Source organism: Halioglobus sp. HI00S01 (genome assembly GCF_001635445.1).
Classification (GTDB): domain Bacteria; phylum Pseudomonadota; class Gammaproteobacteria; order Pseudomonadales; family Halieaceae; genus Halioglobus; species Halioglobus japonicus.
This window is the reverse complement of sequence record NZ_LWEE01000322.1, coordinates 176882-193014: the sequence shown is the minus strand read 5'-3', so window position 1 is coordinate 193014 and position 16133 is coordinate 176882. Positions and strand designations below refer to the sequence as shown.

At 53.5% G+C, this 16133-nt stretch carries 13 protein-coding genes; 5 read left to right on the top strand and 8 right to left on the bottom strand.

Annotation, left to right across the window (positions count from 1 at the left end; genetic code table 11):
- Positions 1-181: 181 nt before the first annotated feature.
- Positions 182-1858, top strand: a complete 1677-nt coding sequence (locus A3709_RS20565; protein WP_197484322.1) for an aspartate:alanine exchanger family transporter — start codon at positions 182-184, stop codon at positions 1856-1858.
- A 637-nt stretch (positions 1859-2495) separates the two neighbouring features.
- Here A3709_RS20565 and A3709_RS20560 read toward each other — a convergent pair.
- Positions 2496-4859, bottom strand: coding sequence for an arylsulfatase (locus tag A3709_RS20560; RefSeq protein WP_066059172.1), 2364 nt, complete (start codon positions 4857-4859; stop codon positions 2496-2498).
- A gap of 667 nt (positions 4860-5526) precedes the next feature.
- Here A3709_RS20560 and A3709_RS20555 point away from each other — a divergent pair.
- Entirely contained in the window at positions 5527-5736 is a 210-nt protein-coding gene (locus A3709_RS20555) for a hypothetical protein (protein WP_066059169.1), read from the top strand.
- Between the two features lie 180 nt (positions 5737-5916).
- Here the strand turns inward: A3709_RS20555 and A3709_RS25105 are convergent, their stop codons facing one another.
- A complete protein-coding gene (locus A3709_RS25105; RefSeq protein WP_369795169.1) occupies positions 5917-6213 on the bottom strand; it encodes an L-2-amino-thiazoline-4-carboxylic acid hydrolase in 297 nt (98 codons plus the stop codon).
- Positions 6214-7129: 916 nt separating this feature from the next.
- Between A3709_RS25105 and A3709_RS20545 the strand changes: the two genes are divergently transcribed.
- A complete protein-coding gene (locus tag A3709_RS20545) occupies positions 7130-7669 on the top strand; it encodes a superinfection exclusion B family protein (protein ID WP_066059163.1) in 540 nt (179 codons plus the stop codon).
- 1129 nt (positions 7670-8798) lie between these two features.
- On the top strand, positions 8799-9218 hold the full coding sequence (locus A3709_RS24740; RefSeq protein WP_231871263.1) for a hypothetical protein: 420 nt from the start codon (positions 8799-8801) through the stop codon (positions 9216-9218).
- On the opposite strand, the gene A3709_RS20535 is transcribed toward A3709_RS24740, so the two are convergent.
- On the bottom strand, positions 9210-10580 hold the full coding sequence (locus A3709_RS20535; protein ID WP_066059156.1) for an FAD-binding oxidoreductase: 1371 nt from the start codon (positions 10578-10580) through the stop codon (positions 9210-9212). The two genes, A3709_RS24740 and A3709_RS20535, sit on opposite strands and share 9 nt — an antisense overlap.
- Positions 10581-10718: 138 nt before the next feature.
- Here A3709_RS20535 and A3709_RS20530 point away from each other — a divergent pair, with 138 nt between their 5' ends.
- Positions 10719-11582: an SDR family NAD(P)-dependent oxidoreductase gene (locus A3709_RS20530; protein WP_066059154.1), complete on the top strand. Its 864-nt coding sequence runs from the start codon at positions 10719-10721 to the stop codon at positions 11580-11582.
- On the opposite strand, the gene A3709_RS20525 is transcribed toward A3709_RS20530, so the two are convergent.
- From A3709_RS20525 to A3709_RS20505, 5 genes are read right to left on the bottom strand one after another with little or no spacing between them, the layout of a single operon-like run.
- Entirely contained in the window at positions 11556-12635 is a 1080-nt protein-coding gene (locus A3709_RS20525) for an SMP-30/gluconolactonase/LRE family protein (RefSeq protein WP_066059151.1), read from the bottom strand. The two genes, A3709_RS20530 and A3709_RS20525, sit on opposite strands and share 27 nt — an antisense overlap.
- Before the next feature lie 49 nt (positions 12636-12684).
- Positions 12685-13530 (bottom strand): ThuA domain-containing protein, encoded by an 846-nt coding sequence (locus tag A3709_RS20520; protein WP_066059147.1) that lies wholly within the window; start codon positions 13528-13530, stop codon positions 12685-12687.
- 13 nt (positions 13531-13543) lie between these two features.
- Entirely contained in the window at positions 13544-15259 is a 1716-nt protein-coding gene (locus A3709_RS20515) for a GMC oxidoreductase (RefSeq protein ID WP_066059144.1), read from the bottom strand.
- The gene (locus A3709_RS20510) at positions 15256-15879 is read right to left on the bottom strand and encodes a gluconate 2-dehydrogenase subunit 3 family protein (RefSeq protein WP_082850264.1); all 624 of its coding nucleotides are present in this window, start codon (positions 15877-15879) and stop codon (positions 15256-15258) included. The genes A3709_RS20515 and A3709_RS20510 overlap by 4 nt, the downstream gene beginning before the upstream one ends.
- On the bottom strand, positions 15876-16130 hold the full coding sequence (locus A3709_RS20505; protein ID WP_066059138.1) for a hypothetical protein: 255 nt from the start codon (positions 16128-16130) through the stop codon (positions 15876-15878). The genes A3709_RS20510 and A3709_RS20505 overlap by 4 nt, the downstream gene beginning before the upstream one ends.
- Positions 16131-16133: the final 3 nt, after the last annotated feature.

The window sequence follows — 16133 nt, the reverse complement described above, 5'->3', positions numbered from 1 at the left end:
TAAATGAGATTCTGGTTCGATTTCTACATTGCTTGGGCTTAAGGCAAAGGCGATGTGGGGCACCTCTAACTATCGCGCGCATGTCGCTGTCATAATGCCGGGCAGCGCCTGGAACCTTGCTCTCTCAGCGTTTAGAACCATACTATCCTCCAATAAAAGTGAAGCGACAGGAGGACTTGGGATGAATGAAGCAATCGGAGTGCTTGATTGGCTGATCAAAATACTGGAAGCGCAGCACGTGCTGTTGTTGTTCTCTTTGCTGGCGATTGGTTATGTCATTGGCCGATTGAGCTTTAAAGGGTTTTCCCTTGGTCCAGTGGCTGGTGTGCTGTTTGCGGGTATCCTATTCGGACATGAAGGCCTGCGGTTGTCCGGTGATGCTCAGGCACTGGGTTTTGCGCTTTTCATTTTTTCTGTGGGATACCAGGCAGGGCCGCGCTTTTTTAGTGCATTGAGAGCAGACGGGCTGAAGTACTTTTGTTTGGCACTGATAGTAGCCATTACTTCAGCGTTCGTCGCTCTCACTGCGTCGAGATTGTTACACCTGGAGCCAGGAGTCTCTGCGGGGCTTCTGGCCGGAGGCCTTACCAGCTCACCCACTCTTGCCGCAGCGCAGGATGCTGTGCGTGACGGCAGTGTCGCTTTACCCAGTGGCTATTCTGTCGATCGTATGGTCGAAAATATCGCCAGTGCCTATGCAATCACCTATATCTTCGGCCTGACCGCGCTAATAACAATTATCCGGTATCTCCCAAGAGTCCTGCATATAGACCTCGAGCTAGAGTGCCGTCGTTTCGATGAAGTTACTAAAGTATCTGCAAAACCAGTGAACATCACGACCAGACGCTATCGAGTGGAGAATGAGGACTTCACTCAACTCAGCGTAGGTCAACTTCGTGAAAGGTTCAGTGAGCGCACCCCAGTAGCTACCGTGATTAGAGACGGCGAGATTGTCGTGATGGATAGTAAAGATAGCCTCCAAATTGGTGACCTCGTAGAACTGACCGGGCCCAGAGAGTTATTCGCGACAAAAGCGCATGAGATCGGGCCGGAACTGCCACTGGAGTGGGATATCGTCGAAGAGCAAGAGTCTCGAATTGTAGTCGTGACCAATGCGGACGCTTATGGCAAAAACCTATCTGAACTGGATATACCGAAAACCTTCAGGGTAGTTGTCCGCAAAATTTTTAGGCAAGGCGTCGAACTTCCTCACAATCCTTCGCTGGAGCTAAAAAAAGGAGACGTTTTACATGTAGTCGGAAGTAAAAAGAATCTTGTGAAGGCCGGAACTTTTATGGGTCATGTTGAAAGCGACGTGCATGAAACCGATATGCTTACCTTCGCGGTTGGGATCTCAGCAGGCGTGTTTATTGGAATGCTCTCCATTCATCTGGGAGGCCTTGGAATAGGTCTAGGCAACGCAGGAGGGCTGCTCACATCGGGCCTTATCATCGGCTATGTTCGCAGTGTGAGGCCAACTTTCGGACGCTTGCCTGAGGCGACGAGTTGGTGGCTTATGGAGTTTGGGCTCTTGTTGTTCATGGCCGGGGTAGGGCTGCAGGCAGGGGGGAGTTTCATAGACACCTTGATGTCGTCCGGCCCTGTGCTGGTTGTAGCGGGTATTACAATCACGGTTGTTCCGGTGATCACAGCCTTCTTCATAGGGAAGCACCTGCTAAAATTGAATCCTGCCATCCTGATGGGTGCCTTAACCGGCGCGATGACTAGCGGTGCCTCACTTAGTGTCGTCACCGCGCAAGCGAAAAGCGCGGTTCCTGCCATTGGTTATGCTGGAACCTATGCGTTTGGTAACGTTCTGCTTATGGTTGCGGGACCTATGATGTTGCTTCTGAGCTAGGTTGTCTGTTAGCTAGTTCCAATTGAGCGTTTTCATAGAAGCGGTTAGAAGTGCACGATAAACCCATCAGCGTGGGACCGCTGTCTACCGAGCTCGGATCCAAATAAACTCGCTTGCTAGAGCTTTTTGGTAAGAAGTGTGTGGTGGTTCTCGATTTGCAAGAAAGCGCCTGAGCAGCATCGCAAAGAGGTGTATACCTGATCGACTATATTCAATAGCGTTGAGTATTCCACTCGCTTCTAGCAGATCACAGGCAATTGCGCGGAGGTTGATGGTCCGAAAAGTTTGATTTATAGCTGCCTGCATTAAGGCAAAGGCAGTTGGCCAATGAAGCTCTAGTTCATCAAAGGACAACTGCTCGAGTTGTTAGCTCATTCCACTTGCGCGGCATTTCCCGGCCTCGATTTTGTCTAACCCCTCGGAAAAAAGATCGGTTTTCAGCTAGCACCTCCAGATACCATCTGAATGCAAGGATCTACTCATACGCGGGCTCGGTTTGCGAGTTTACATGCTACCCCGCCTGCCGGGGTAGCATTCTGTATGACATTGCTTATACATCAGTCAATGGACAGCAAACTAAACATCCTCGCCACATGTATGCGATTTGTTAAATCAATATGAGTCTTTCAGTAACATACTAATCGGGGTAGATTGCCAGCGTCACCTTATTAATGGTGCCATTGAACGCACTGAAACGACGGTCATTCAACTGGCGCTGAATGACCGGTGATCCTCGGTCCATACCAACGTCCGTCCCTTCATCAATAGAAAACCTAGAAGCCACGGTGCTCTCCAGCCGCTCCGTTGCCATAACCTTGCCGTTTACAGATAGTTTCATCAATGCGCCCTTGCCGGCGCCGCCGCCATCATAATCGATGTCCAGCCGCATCTCAGAGTCACCCGGAGGCAGTCGACGCTTGCTTTTTACCGTAACCAGGTCTCCTAGATTGTTGTAGGTATAGCATGGGTAGCCGTCCTCGATATAAAACGACCAACCACCGAATCGACTACCCTGCGCGATAATGACGCCATCTGCCTTCAAATCTTTGCTCACGCTCAAATCGGCTATCACCGAACTAGAAACATTCTTGAAGCTGAGTATTGAATCTTCAACAAGGTCCCATGAACCCGGGTAAAGATCGAGTTCAGTGCGCTCACCCATCATCGTCGGTCTACCAGCTACAGACGGTAGCAGGCGCTCTAGCAATCGGTCATCTAAAGGCAATACCTGATTGGCCACGGCCTCCTTCATGAAAGTTGCCTTCATGCTCACCAATCTTTCCGGATATTCATCCGCGAGGTTATTAGTCAAGCTGAAGTCGGCAAGCGTATTGTAGAGCTCCCAGCCATCGTCGGCAGCCACGCTGTTCATTTTTTCTGACTCCCAAGGCAGCTTTACAGTGGTACGAGCTAGCCAGCCGTCCTGATAAAGCCCTCGGTTACCCACCACCTCGAAGTATTGCGTAGTATGCCTTTCGGGAGCATTCGCGTTGTCGAAGCTATACATCATGCTGGTACCCTGTATGGGTATCTGCGTCACTCCATCCACCATTTCTGGCTCGGGGATACCGGTTGCTTCTAAGATCGTGGGCACAACATCGATAACGTGTGTGAATTGTTCGCGCAATTCGCCTTTCGCTTTGATTCCAGAGGGCCAGTGGACCACTGTGCCGTTTCGTGTTCCTCCAAAGTCACCTGCTACCTGCTTTGTAAAGGCAAACGGTGCGTCGAAAGCGATGGCCCATCCAACCGCCATGTGTGCATACGTGGTTGGGCCTCCCCATTCATCCAAGTACTCCAACTGCTCCTCTGTGGTTTCAGGTACTCCATTGAGAAAGTGGCCCCAGTTCCAATGACCAGTTTGGTTTCCCTCTGAGCTCGTTCCATTGTCACCGCTTATGTAGAACACGAGTGTATTGTCGAGCTCACCTAGGTCATCAATCGCTTCGAGCAATCGCCCCGCTTGATAATCGGCGTACTCAGTGAAAGCGGCAAACACCTCAGCCTGGCGTGCAAATATCTGCCGCTGGTCGTCAGAGAGATCATTCCAGTCAGGCACGCTAGCCGGCTTGGGAGGAAGCTGTGTACCTTTCGGAACCACTCCCAGCGCTATCTGGTCACGATGGGTCTTCTCACGAGTCACATCCCATCCCTGATCGAACTTACCCCGGTATCTCTCAATCCATTCAGACGCGACTTGGTGAGGTGAGTGAGACCCCGCAGATGAGTAGTAAATAAAGAATGGCTTGTCGGGGCGTAAACCCTGTTGTTGCCGAACCCAGCTTATCGCTTGATCGGTCATGTCCTCGAGCAAGTGATACCCGGGCTTGTCGGGAAAGTCGATGACCGTAACGCCGTCGTGCAGAGAGGGCTCATACATGTTCTCTTCAGCGCCAATAAAGCCATAAAATTTTTCAAAACCCTGACGTGTAGGCCACCGTGTTTGAGGGCCCGCAGCGGTAGTTTCACGCCCTGGTGTTTCATGCCACTTTCCGAATGCGCCAGTGTTATAGCCGTTTTGTCGCAGAATTTCCGCAATGGGAGCAGCGTTGTTCGGTACGACCGTAGTGTTGCCCGCATAACCGGTAGCTATCTCAGGAATCGAGCCCATATTCACCCTATGGTGGTTGCGCCCTGATTTCAGCGCAGCCCGAGTGGGCGCGCAAAGTGCTATCGTATGAAAACGGTTGTAGCTGATTCCGGTATCCGCCAATTGCTGCAGCGTCGGCATCGAGACAGGTCCACCGAAAGGTGAGGGCGCTCCAAAGCCGATGTCGTCAAGCAAAATGATCACAACATTCGGTGCTCCTTCGGGTGCCCGCACCTCCCAGGGTGTAGGCAGCTCTACGTCTTCGGGCAGTAGTGCTGTCACCGGTGCAGGCGCAGGTTGTGGTATTGGTAATCGAGTTCTATCAATTTCAGTTCCAGCTGCGTCCGTGACTCGGGACGCGATGGACAGTATCAATGCAGCCATCCAGAGGATTAAGTTTTTGCTCTTCATGGTGTCTCCTTTCCGATCTCGGTTGAAAGGTAGCCTGCCTAACACGTGGTCTAATGCGCAGAAATGCGCACCCATACCGAATAACGCCAATGATTAGTGTGACGTCGGGGTATCCGCTCGCCAAAACGTCGCGGCCCTCACAGTTTGTAATGCCTACGGAGTGGAGCAAGATTGGTGCCGGCTTCAAATTACTCCTATTAAACAGTGGTTTAAGGCCACCTTATTCCTATCGGTAGGGGAGTTTGGTTTTGGTTTCGCAGTTTGCGATCTAGATTGCATTAACTATTGGTAGTGAACCGGGCACTACCTTAGTGCGGGCGAGATTGTGCTGCATATTGGGGTGCCAGGCTGTTATCGGCGCAGCATGCCTTTCGCGATTAGCTCACTGATAAGGACCAGTCCCGGTGTATTCCTAGTCAATTACGCCTCTATTTATTCCGACTGCCTTATGCCTCCGTAAGCCAGGGCAATCGCCGTTATTAGGGGGTATTTATGGGGGTATAAAGATTTATAAAGAAATTGAAAACTAATATATTCATATGGATATGGTTATTAGTCGAAAGAGACCCTAGCCTCCACAACCCTTTTAAATACAGAGGGTTATGTGCTTCAAAGTTTCTAACCCTATATGAGGCCCCCCATTAAGAAGTTAATGTGAGGAATGGTCATGGGTACACAGAGCAAAACAGTTAGTTTCACGCTGCAAATTACAGCGGCACAAACCTTGGAGCACCCCAATTTTGAACAGGAGTGGGAGCGCATGTTTCGTGCACTTAGCGCCGAAGGAAAGGCACTGCTACGCGCCGCGCTGAGAAAGAAGCTGGAAGAGGAGGGGCGCGACTACGTTCAATCGAAATCGCCCAAAGACCCAACCTGAGCACCGGCTTAAATTAATCTGCTACCGCCCTATACGCCGAGTAAATTCACAGGAGGTTGATTAGAAGGAGCTTTCCCAATTTACCAGAACTAGATACGGGGCCTGGGTGTTATATAGACCGGTCTCTATACTTCGCTGTCATGTGGCTCCAAGCGCCTGGGAACAACCCACAGCAACTCCTCAGGTTACGCGATGAAAAGTGAAAGGACAGCATGATCCACCGGAAGCAATTGTCTCCAACCTAGTGAATCGAACGCGGTGCTTTCTCACTGAGATCGGCTCAATCCAATTCCTGTCCCACTCACAAAACAACTGAGTTAGGTGCGGTTCTCCTTGAGCCTTGAAGAACTCATGATAGAAACACTTCGTCACGCGCATCGTGTAGGTATTCTCCCCAATGCGTTGTTCTTCGAAAGCAAACACTCGACCATACATTGCAGGTATCTTCTTTGATGAGTAGTTAACGAGCGAATTCATCGGGTCCCGGGAAAGAGCCAGCATGATCTTAGTGCCCCATCGGATGGCTTTCTGATTGGGGAGTAACAACGCTTCCAAAAGAACTGCTCTGATCTCATCAGCTGGAAGCGAGAGTGTCACCAGGTATGAGTGCGATGCAAGTACCAAGCAGGCCAATTCGAGATGGAATCGTTCTGTAGGACTTGAAACTAAGGTTGAGTTCTCTGAAATGAGCTTATTTGCAGAGTCGCTCACGTTTTGCGATGACCCGCGATGAGTTGATCTCGAAACGCGTGGTTTGAGTGCTCGGGTGAAATGTCGTAGGTACTGACGTCGCATCGGATGATCATATACCTAAATGTCTGAAACTGAAATTTTTCAATGTACGCTAAACAAACGATAGCTGCATATCTATCGATAAGCTAGTACTCCGGGATGACTCGTGCATCACATAACATGCAGTTGAATTCAGTCGCTACGCTCGTTCGGACGAAGCGCCTACGGTCAAAATGTGAGTCACATTTTGATCCTCGGCGTCTTCGCCCCTTAACTCGGTGTCGAGGTCGCCTGAGAGGTGAGGGCGGACGTGGCCGCTTCGCCTACGACCAGACCTTACCAATCGCCAGGTGGTGAAACCTAAGCATGATAGGACCGTGCAAGGCCCTCCGGATCAATCGTGCAAAACTGCAAGAAGCTACTTCTAGAAAAAGAAAAGGACAATAAAACAGTGATATAGCGTGTTATGGGGTCAAATCTCCCGTGTTGGGAGATTCAGCCAACGTCCGCTTTCGCCGACAAGTAGAAGCGCTAGATGAGTGCTCGAACCCCTCGCTTTACGCCAATAAATAAACCCGAGTAAATGAAAGCTGATCGCTCGTTTGTTTTATGATGGGAGCTAAATCACATACATAACCATGCCGACAGCTGGAGCCCATGGATGGAGCAATTTTTTACTGCAATTGGAACCTATGCGAAACAGGCCACTCCTGCGTTGTTTGCTATCGCCCTCGCTTGTGGCATTGCCCTTTTTTCTCCAGAGCAGTGGATTACGGCAATGGGCATTTCTGAGTTTAGGAACGAGTACCGTAGCCTGTTGGGCGGTGCATTTCTATTTAGCGGGTGTACCGTGGCGACTCGCTTGATTTTTGCTTCCTGCGGCTTTGTTCGTCAGCGTTTCGTCTGGTGGCGAAATGAGAAGAGACTGCAAGAGAGACTGCGGAACCTAACGCCTGACGAAAAAGCCTATCTCCTTCCGTATATCAAAGATCAAGTTACATCGCGTAAGTTCTGCGAGGAAGATGGAATAAAGGGGAGTCTTGTACACAAATCATTTCTCGTTCGGGCTAGCCAGATTGGATCGTGGTTAGAAGGCACTGATTTCGTCCTACAACCGTGGGTCAGGGGATACTTGGAAAAGCATCCTGAATGCCTGGACGGCTATACGGAGAACATCGAGACTCACCCCGCGCGATGGTAGTGGCCAGGTGTCGCAGCGCTCTAGCTTTTTTCTCCAATAGCAATGATGAGATAGCGAAGTCCGCTCCTGGCCCCAAAGCGGACATTTGACTCACGGCAATGAGTGCACATTTTTAGGCGAAAGCAGACGCTGGCCGAACCCCCCAAGGCGTAGAGCCCAATCTTCCAAGTTTCGTGCGGAAGTTTCAAAATCCATGCGAAGGTACAGGAGAGGGGACTTGGCCCAAGAAATAGGGGCTTAGACATTAATCTTCGAGTGCTCAACCCGGAAGTCGGCGAGAGGTAAACTGGGAGGCACCGGTTGTAAGTACTCTAGTACGGACAATGAATGCTGTCCGCCGATTCCGTCATCAATCTGGCTATAGCTGCTACACCCCAAAGAATTTGATTTGGGTTCAACCTTCAAAACTACGACCCACATAGATCCAAACGCGATCTGCTGATCAGTCAAAATCCAAATTCAAATCCAATCTTGACCTGATCAAAGGCAGGTCAGGTAGACCTATTACCACAGCCTCGAAATTCTGCCTCGAATATCCCTTAGGAGCAGTGGGGTAGCTAACCACGTTCCAATCTCACAAGTGCGACCAGTCTCATAATTAGTGCTGTTTCACACGTTGCTGTGGACAGACTTGTGCCCAAATACTTCATTTAACATAATATATATTATACGCACATGTGGATAAATGGGCGGAAATACACAGAGACTGCTATTCAAGTGTTTGAGGCGCGATTTTGGCGTTCATTGGCTATCCGGATGAATGCTCCCGCGGAACTTCGGCCGCGACTGTTAGTCGATTAACTATGCGCGAGCCACTCACGTCATAGCCACTGCTACCCGTACTCCATTGATTACCGGTGCATTGCTGCTGTCGCTGGCGTTACATGGTTCGCTGGTTGGTTGGTGGCTTCAACGAGACATCAACAAAGAGCCACCGCGTTCTCCGTCAACGCGACCGGCAGTACAGTTCGAAACAAGCGTTGCTGATACTCAGACCCTGCAACCCGAACTGCTGCCAGCGCCCGCTGAACCCACAGAACCCTCTGAACTGATAGATCTCACAAGCGCTAGAATTGACCTGGTACCGCCAACAGCCTCCACCAATGCGATTTCAGGCCAAAAACAGCCCTTGGATAAATCGCCATCTGTAGCGCTGGATCTTGATCAGGATGTGATTGCAGACATCGTCCGCAGTATTGAGGCTGACTACGTGGTCAATGAGAAACTGACAGACACGGGTGCCGTGGCAATGGATACTGCGCTGGCCGCACACCTGAATGGCGCGCCCCGGCGCGTTGCAGCGACTCAGGATGCCAAGTCAGGCGATAGCACCTATATGGGCGGCGCCTGGGTGGATCAGGTGCGCATGGGTGACCGGTGCTTTCGGGTGGTACGCCCGATCCAATCGATCCGATGGGTCATGAGGCTTGGTACCGCCTGGCATGCAAGTAGTTGCAATCACTCTCCCGGATACGAATGCGCACTAAATAACGTTATTATGTTAAATAAACGTAGCACCACTGTATCTCTGCTTGGCAGCTTACGCTGAAATAACCTTGCCGGGATTAAGAATGCCCTTGGGATCGAGCGCGTGTTTTAGAGTGCGCATCAGGTCGATTTCGATCTCGCCTTTGGAATACGCTAGGTAGTCGCGTTTCTCCAGACCGATACCGTGCTCGGCTGAAATACTGCCGCCCAGGTTGCGCAGTTCACCGTAGACAACCTCTTCCACCGTCTTGTGATCGGGGATATTGCCCACGACCAAGTGGATGTTGCCGTCGCCAAGATGGCCAAACACAACGACGCGGGTCTCGGGTAACCGCTCGGCTAACGCCTGCTCCATGGCAGCTACATAGGTCTGCATGTCCCGCAGCGGTAGACTGATATCAAACGCCGCCATCGGCGCCATGGCCTCAATCAAGGACGCGACATCGTCGCGCATGGCCCACAATTGCTCTGCCTGTTGCCCGGACTGGGCGATCACGGCGTCGGCGATAGTCCCCTCCTCCATCAGTTCACCCAATACCGAGGTAAACAACGCCTCCTCGCGATCTTGGAACTGACCCTCGGATTCCACCAGAACGTAATATGGGTAATCGATGGGTAGAAACGTTTGGTGGGTGGCCAGTTCTTCAACCATAAAGCGGTAGTGATTGGCCCACATCACTTCGAAACTACTGAGTTTTCCTTCCAAATGACTTTGCAGGTGCCTGAGTAGTGCTGCCACGTCGTCAAAGCTATTCATGCCCAGGAAGGCAGTTTGACGAGCGTTGGCCGCTGGCCGCAGACGTAGCACCGCGCGAGTGACGATGCCCAGCGTGCCCTCGCTGCCGATAAATAACTGCTTCATGTCATAGCCTGCATTGTTCTTGAGCACCTCGTTGAGGGAACTCATGACTCTGCCGTCTGGCAATACCACCTCCAGCCCCAATACCTGCTCGCGCATCATGCCGTAGCGCACCACGGCATTGCCCCCCGCGTTAGTGGCAATCAATCCGCCAACTTGAGCTGAGCCGCGCCCGCCCAGATCGACGGCAAACTGCCAGCCGGCCTCGGCTGCGGCATCCTGTACAGACTCCAATACGGCACCGGCCTGCACGCGCAGTGTGCCCGCATCAGGGTCGCAGTGTTCGATGCTCTGCATGCGTTCCATGGACAGCACCAGATCGCCCGCCTCGCAGGTAATACCATCCACCAGGCCGGTTAATCCGCCCCAGGGTACGACTCGTTGATCCTGTTCATGGCATAACGCCATGACCCGGGAAACCTCTTCGGTTGTACGTGGGCGCGCAATCGCCATTGCCGGGCACTCCCCCCTCCCCCAACTGTGATTAGGGCGGCTGCGCACATCGTCNCCCGCCAGTACGCCATTGGCGCCGACGATTTGTTGCAGTTGTTCGATGAGGTTCATAAGCAGCTTTATTCCGTGATCCGGGTGCGCATGTTGCGCGCAGTTATCAGGGGCGAAAGTGTGAATGTGTGTCGGTGACAATTCAACCCCGTGGGCCTGCGCCATGCTAAGGTATTGGTTTTATATCGGACGCCACGCATGAAAAACATTCTTGTGACCGGTGCCAACAAGGGCATTGGTCTGGCTGTGGCCAGCGAAATTTTGCGCGCCGCAGTAGATACATACGTCGTGCTCGGGTCGCGTGATATGGCACGGGGCCATATAGCGGTTGCGTCACTAGTGGCGCAGGACGCCACCTGGGCAGATCGGATAACGCTGCTGGAACTTGACGTCTGTGGTGATCAATCAGTGCAGCGCGCCCGGGATAGCTGGATGCAGCAGCGCCTCGATGTGGGGCTTTATGGCATCGTCAACAATGCCGGGCTGGGCCAGGGTACGGTCGCCCAAACTGTGGATGTTAACGTGTATGGCGTGCACCGCGTCTGCGAGGCCTTCGCTCCTCTGCTTGGCCCCGAGGGTCGAATTGTTAATGTCACTTCGGCGTCAGGCCCCAACTTTGTTGCCCACTGCTCGGCGGATCGTCAGGCGTTTTTCACTGACAAGACGATTGATTGGTCGTCGCTACAGGCGTTTATCCAGGAGTGTGGCGAACTCGAGCCTGACGTGGTCCAGCGCATGGGCTTTGGCAGTGATTCGCCTTACGGTTTCTCCAAGGCGTGTGCCAACAGCTATACCCTGTGGTTGGCAACCCAGCACCCGGAGCTGGTGATCAATGCCTGTACGCCCGGCTTTATTGAGACAGATCTCGGCAAGGAATTTCTCGGTGCTCGCACCCCGCAGGAAGCCGGTATGAAACCGCCCGCCGCAGGTGCAAAAGTGATTATCGAACTACTGTTCGCCAGCCCCAGAGGTAGTGGCCACTACTATGGCAGCGATGCCCTGCGCAGCCCGCTGAACCGCTACCGGGCGCCGGGCTCACCGGAATTCACTGAGGGGAACTGAGATCATTCTGTCGCCGGCAAACGACCCCATATACACTCTGCCCGCCTGGGCCACAGCAACCGTGGCTGCCCCCATGGGACTGCCTTTGCCCGAGTACACAGGTTTTATGTCGGCCATGTCATCCGGGTTAATCGACACAATTGTGTAGGCCAGGCCACAGGATTGATAAGGCTGCTGGAAGCATGGCAGTAAGTTGAACAGTTTGTCGGTATGGGTGGCAACCCACAGGCGCCCATCCGGGCCCCAGGTGCTGTTGTCGCCATTGGCAACCGGCGCTTTGTCGACTACCTCGCCTGTGTCGATATCAACCTTCCACACCTCGCCGGTTAGGTACATATTGGCGAATACATGGCGGTTATCTGCGGCTATTTCAATTCCGTTGGGTTGTGCAGCTTCGGTGCCTGCAATAATGACCGGGCCTGTTTCCGGGCGCCAGTGCCAGAGATCGCCAGTATTCATGCCCACCAGGCCTTTGGCGGTGGCCATATTCATGCTGGTCTTGAACATGCGCGTGTAAATGACATCGCCAGTGTTAAGGCCTACTACATCGTTCACAAATGTTTCCGCGTGGGGCAGTACGCAGCCGCGCCAGCGCAACTGGGTGGCATCACCGCTGCCCAGCACTTCAAACAGCTCAATTCGCTCACCCGAGGGGGCATGGTTAACCACCAGATAGCGCCAGCGGTTATTGTCCAGGCGGTGCAGGTGGGTGCCGTGCGGGCTTAACGAGGCCGCATCCAGCACGGGACATGCGCTGTCTCCCCAGCGATGTAGCGCGTTATTAATGTGCGTGTCTGCAGTGATGAGCGGTGTGAGACGCTCGGAATCCGTATCAAACAGCGAGATGCCGCCCGAGTCTTTTCCCATATGGCCAAAGTGTGCGAGCAGCAGATGGCGCTCATCAGGCAGCGCGGCAATATCCTCAGGCGTACCAATGTCACAGTACACGCGCGTATCGCCCGTTGTCTGACAATCGTTGATAGCGATATGCGGATCACTGCAGGCAGCAAGTAGAAAGATCAGGCTCAATATGAGCAGGCATTGACGCGTCATAGAATTTCCGGTTGTTATTAAAATATTGATCTGCGCAGCTCTGACTGATTCAGGGCATGGTTCCGGCCCAGCGAATGGCTTCGGTAATCAGCGCCTGGAATTCAGGTATCTGGTAGGTCACAGCCTGATGACCAATCGCCGTATAGAACACTCTACCCTGCCCCACCGAATGTCGCCAGGTAATGGGATGTTCGCCCGGCATGGTATCAGTGCCGAAGATGCTTTCGCCTTTCTGGCTGTAGGAGTCTTCGTCGAGTGTCAGCAGAATGTCGTAGCCCTTATTCCGTGGATTCTGGTCAAAGGCATACCACTCTTCCTGCGCGATCCGCCAACGGTCGGGCAAATGTGCAGTCATGCCTGTTTCCAGTTCGCTGCGCAGCACGTCCGCATCCTGAAATTGCGGGTGCATGGTATGTCCTGCGAACTGAGCGCCAATGAGAGTGTCCACGTACCACTGCCATTTGTACTTAGGGTCGCCGCCAGCGGCGTGAATGCCTACCCAGCCGCCGCCGTGTTCGATGTAACTCTTTAAAGCCGCACGTTGATCCGGGGTGAGTACATCGCCGGATACATTGTTCCATACCACTGCCTTGAAACGCGCCAGGTCCTGCGCATTGTGCGTGGCGGCATTGTCGGTCAGGGTAATGTCCCAACCCTGTGCGCGCGCGATATCCCGTAGCATGTTTTCACCGGCAGGCATGGCGTCCCGGTGGACAAAGCCGTTGGCCTTGGTGAGGACCAATACCGCCGGACGGGTGTATTCTGGCAACTCTGGCGGCTCGTATTCATAGACATTGCGCTGGATCATGCCGGTGTAGCGCCCGAAGCCGTAGGCGGCCAGCGCCAGCAGGCAAACCAGCACTAGCAGCACCTTCAAACTCATCAGTTTTGCCATGCGCATTCTCCTGTTAGATCAGGCCTTCAGCCAGTTGCCGGGCGGCGTAATCCGCGGCTCGCGCGGTGAACGCCATGTAGGTGAGCGACGGATTCACGCAAGACGACGAGGTCATGAACGAACCATCGGTGACGAACAGGTTGGGTACGTCGTGTGCCTGATTGTATTTGTTCAGCACGGCCTGGGCAGGATCATTGCCCATGCGTGCAGTGCCCATTTCATGGATGCCCTCGCCGGGTATGCTCATGTCCGTGCCGCCTGGTAGTGTGAGCACGGCCCCGGCCGCTTTCATCAGGCGATCTGCCTGGCGTCCGGCATCGGCCTGCATATTGATCTCGTTGTCGCTCCAGGTGAAGTCAAAGGCCACCTGGGGAATACCAAATCGATCGACTTTGTTCGGGCTGAGGAACATGCGGTTACTTTCCCTGGGCAGGCACTCGGAGAAATACGAGAGTACCCACAGCCACTGGCCGGGCTTGCGCAGCGAATCCTTCAGGTCTGCGCCGAAGCCTTTGCGATTGAAACTGGTGCTCCAGTCCATGCGCACCGTGTAGGTCTGGTAGCCGTAGCCGCGGATAAAATCAGCGTCTTCGTCCTGACCCTCAAGGTTGCGAAAGCGCGGGATGTATAAACCTGTAGGACGGTTACCACTGTAGTAACTGTCCATGTTGTCGAGAAAGACGCCCATGCTCGATGTACCCAGGGCGTGGTCCATCATGTACTTGCCCAGGGCACCGCTGCTGTTGGCGAGGCCATTAGGGAACGCGTCGCTTTTGGAGTTCATGAGAATCTGGGTAGACCCTATCGTCGACGCACACAGGAAAAACAGGCGAGCGCTGTAGCTTGCGCGCTCGCCGGTCTGGGTGTCGATGACCTGCACATCACTGATTTTGCCCGTCGCCGGATCGTGGATAAGTCGTTCCACGACGGCATTGGCGATAACGGTGAGCCGACCTGTGGCTTTCGCCGCCGGCAGTGTCGAACTTTGGGAACTGAAGTAACTTCCGGTGGAACAGCCGCGCGGACAGGGGCCGCAATAGTGACAGGCACTGCGGCCTGGCAAGTCTTCGGTCAGAATAGCGACGCGGCTATTGGTGAGCGTGACGTCAGGTGCTTTCTTCTTCAGCCGTTCGCCAATGGTTTCCTCCAGCGCGTACCAGGGCATGGGCTTTTGAAATTCGCCATCGGGCAGCTGAGCCAGGCCTTCCTTGCGACCATTGACGCCAATGAACTTCTCGACATGACTGTACCAGGGCGCCATCTCCTCGTAGTCCACCGGCCAGGGTATGCCATGCCCGTCGCTGGCATTGGCTTTGAAGTCCTGCGAGCTGAAGCGATACGTTTGCCGTCCCCAGATCAGTGAGCGTCCGCCGACAACATCTGCCCTGGCCCACATAAAGGGCTTGTCGGGATCGTCGTCATAGGGGTTCTGTTTATCGTTGTTCCAAAAATGGCGGGTCGCCTCGTTAAAGGAGTGCGTCACCCTGCTCTGCACCGGATACTCTTCTGCGTAAAGCTCCCGGGGTTTTTTGGCCTGATAGGGAAATTTCCAGCTCGGCGCGTGCTCGCCAACATAATCGACACTGTGTCTGATTGGCTTGCCGCGGTCCAGCACCAACACTCGCAAGCCTTTTTCGGTGAGTTCCTTGGCGGCCCAGCCACCTGAAATTCCGGAGCCCACCACAATAGCGTCAAAGTCGTATTGCGTACTGTTAATGGTGTCACTCATGATTCAACCACTCCCGCCCAGGTACTGTCGTTCGGTGACAGCGGGAGATGGCCGTCGAACTGCATGGGCATTGGGTTATAGCGTAATACTTCCTTGGCGCCGCGCTCGGAGGTAAAGAAACCCCAGATAGTGAGCTCCTTTAACTGACAGATAAATGGCGCATCGCTGATGAAGTCGCGCTGCACGTTGCCGAATTCATACCAGGGGTGGTCGCTGGCAGCTGACTCCAATGCCTCGAGTATGTCGCGTTGGGCTGGGGCTGTGAGTTGGTCAAAGGCCATGCCGTATTGCTGTGGAATGCGCGTTTCGAGATCAATCATGCCGACGTCGAAGATGGCCCGTTCGGTCGCGTTAAACCAGTCGGAGACCATCAGTTCGATGAAGTTGGGCACACCCGCGTCGATAGCGCCAGGCGTGTCACTGCGTGGGATGATCGTTTCGCAGGCCGCCGCGAGAATCCGCCGCTGCGCCGCTGACAGGTAACTGGCCTTGCCAGCGTTGTAATTTGGCGCCGTGGCCAGATGAGCGCGCTGTGCATCCGACAGTGCCAATCCGAGTTGGCTGGCTGTCATGCCGCTGACCATTACCGCCGCACATTGTAGAAATTCTCGTCGATTCATGCTGTTTTACTCCGCGCAAAAATCCCGGGCAACAGGCCTATCAATAGGGTAACGACCAGGCACGCCAGGCCGCGGTACTCCCAGATACCAAAATAATAACCGCCTGCCTTGAAAGCACTGTAACCCCAATAAACCGGTTCGATTCCGGTGAGGTGATAGAGCTCGTAGAAAAGAACGGCCGTGGCCGGCAGCAGCGAGTAAAGATACAGGCCGATCAAAATCGCGATGGCCCAACGCTTCGGATTCCACATATG

Excerpts from the sequence above, each read along its gene's own strand:
- A3709_RS20560 (WP_066059172.1), bottom strand. The coding sequence starts at position 4,859 with ATGAAGAGCAAAAACTTAATCCTCTGGATGGCTGCATTGATACTGTCC.
- A3709_RS20565 (WP_197484322.1), top strand. The coding sequence starts at position 182 with ATGAATGAAGCAATCGGAGTGCTTGATTGGCTGATCAAAATACTGGAA.
- A3709_RS20525 (WP_066059151.1), bottom strand. The coding sequence starts at position 12,635 with ATGACGCGTCAATGCCTGCTCATATTGAGCCTGATCTTTCTACTTGCT.
- A3709_RS20510 (WP_082850264.1), bottom strand. The coding sequence starts at position 15,879 with ATGAATCGACGAGAATTTCTACAATGTGCGGCGGTAATGGTCAGCGGC.
- A3709_RS20520 (WP_066059147.1), bottom strand. The coding sequence starts at position 13,530 with ATGGCAAAACTGATGAGTTTGAAGGTGCTGCTAGTGCTGGTTTGCCTG.
- A3709_RS20515 (WP_066059144.1), bottom strand. The coding sequence starts at position 15,259 with ATGAGTGACACCATTAACAGTACGCAATACGACTTTGACGCTATTGTG.
- A3709_RS20545 (WP_066059163.1), top strand. The coding sequence starts at position 7,130 with ATGGAGCAATTTTTTACTGCAATTGGAACCTATGCGAAACAGGCCACT.
- A3709_RS20555 (WP_066059169.1), top strand. The coding sequence starts at position 5,527 with ATGGGTACACAGAGCAAAACAGTTAGTTTCACGCTGCAAATTACAGCG.
- A3709_RS20530 (WP_066059154.1), top strand. The coding sequence starts at position 10,719 with ATGAAAAACATTCTTGTGACCGGTGCCAACAAGGGCATTGGTCTGGCT.
- A3709_RS25105 (WP_369795169.1), bottom strand. The coding sequence starts at position 6,213 with ATGAATTCGCTCGTTAACTACTCATCAAAGAAGATACCTGCAATGTAT.
- A3709_RS20505 (WP_066059138.1), bottom strand. The coding sequence starts at position 16,130 with ATGTGGAATCCGAAGCGTTGGGCCATCGCGATTTTGATCGGCCTGTAT.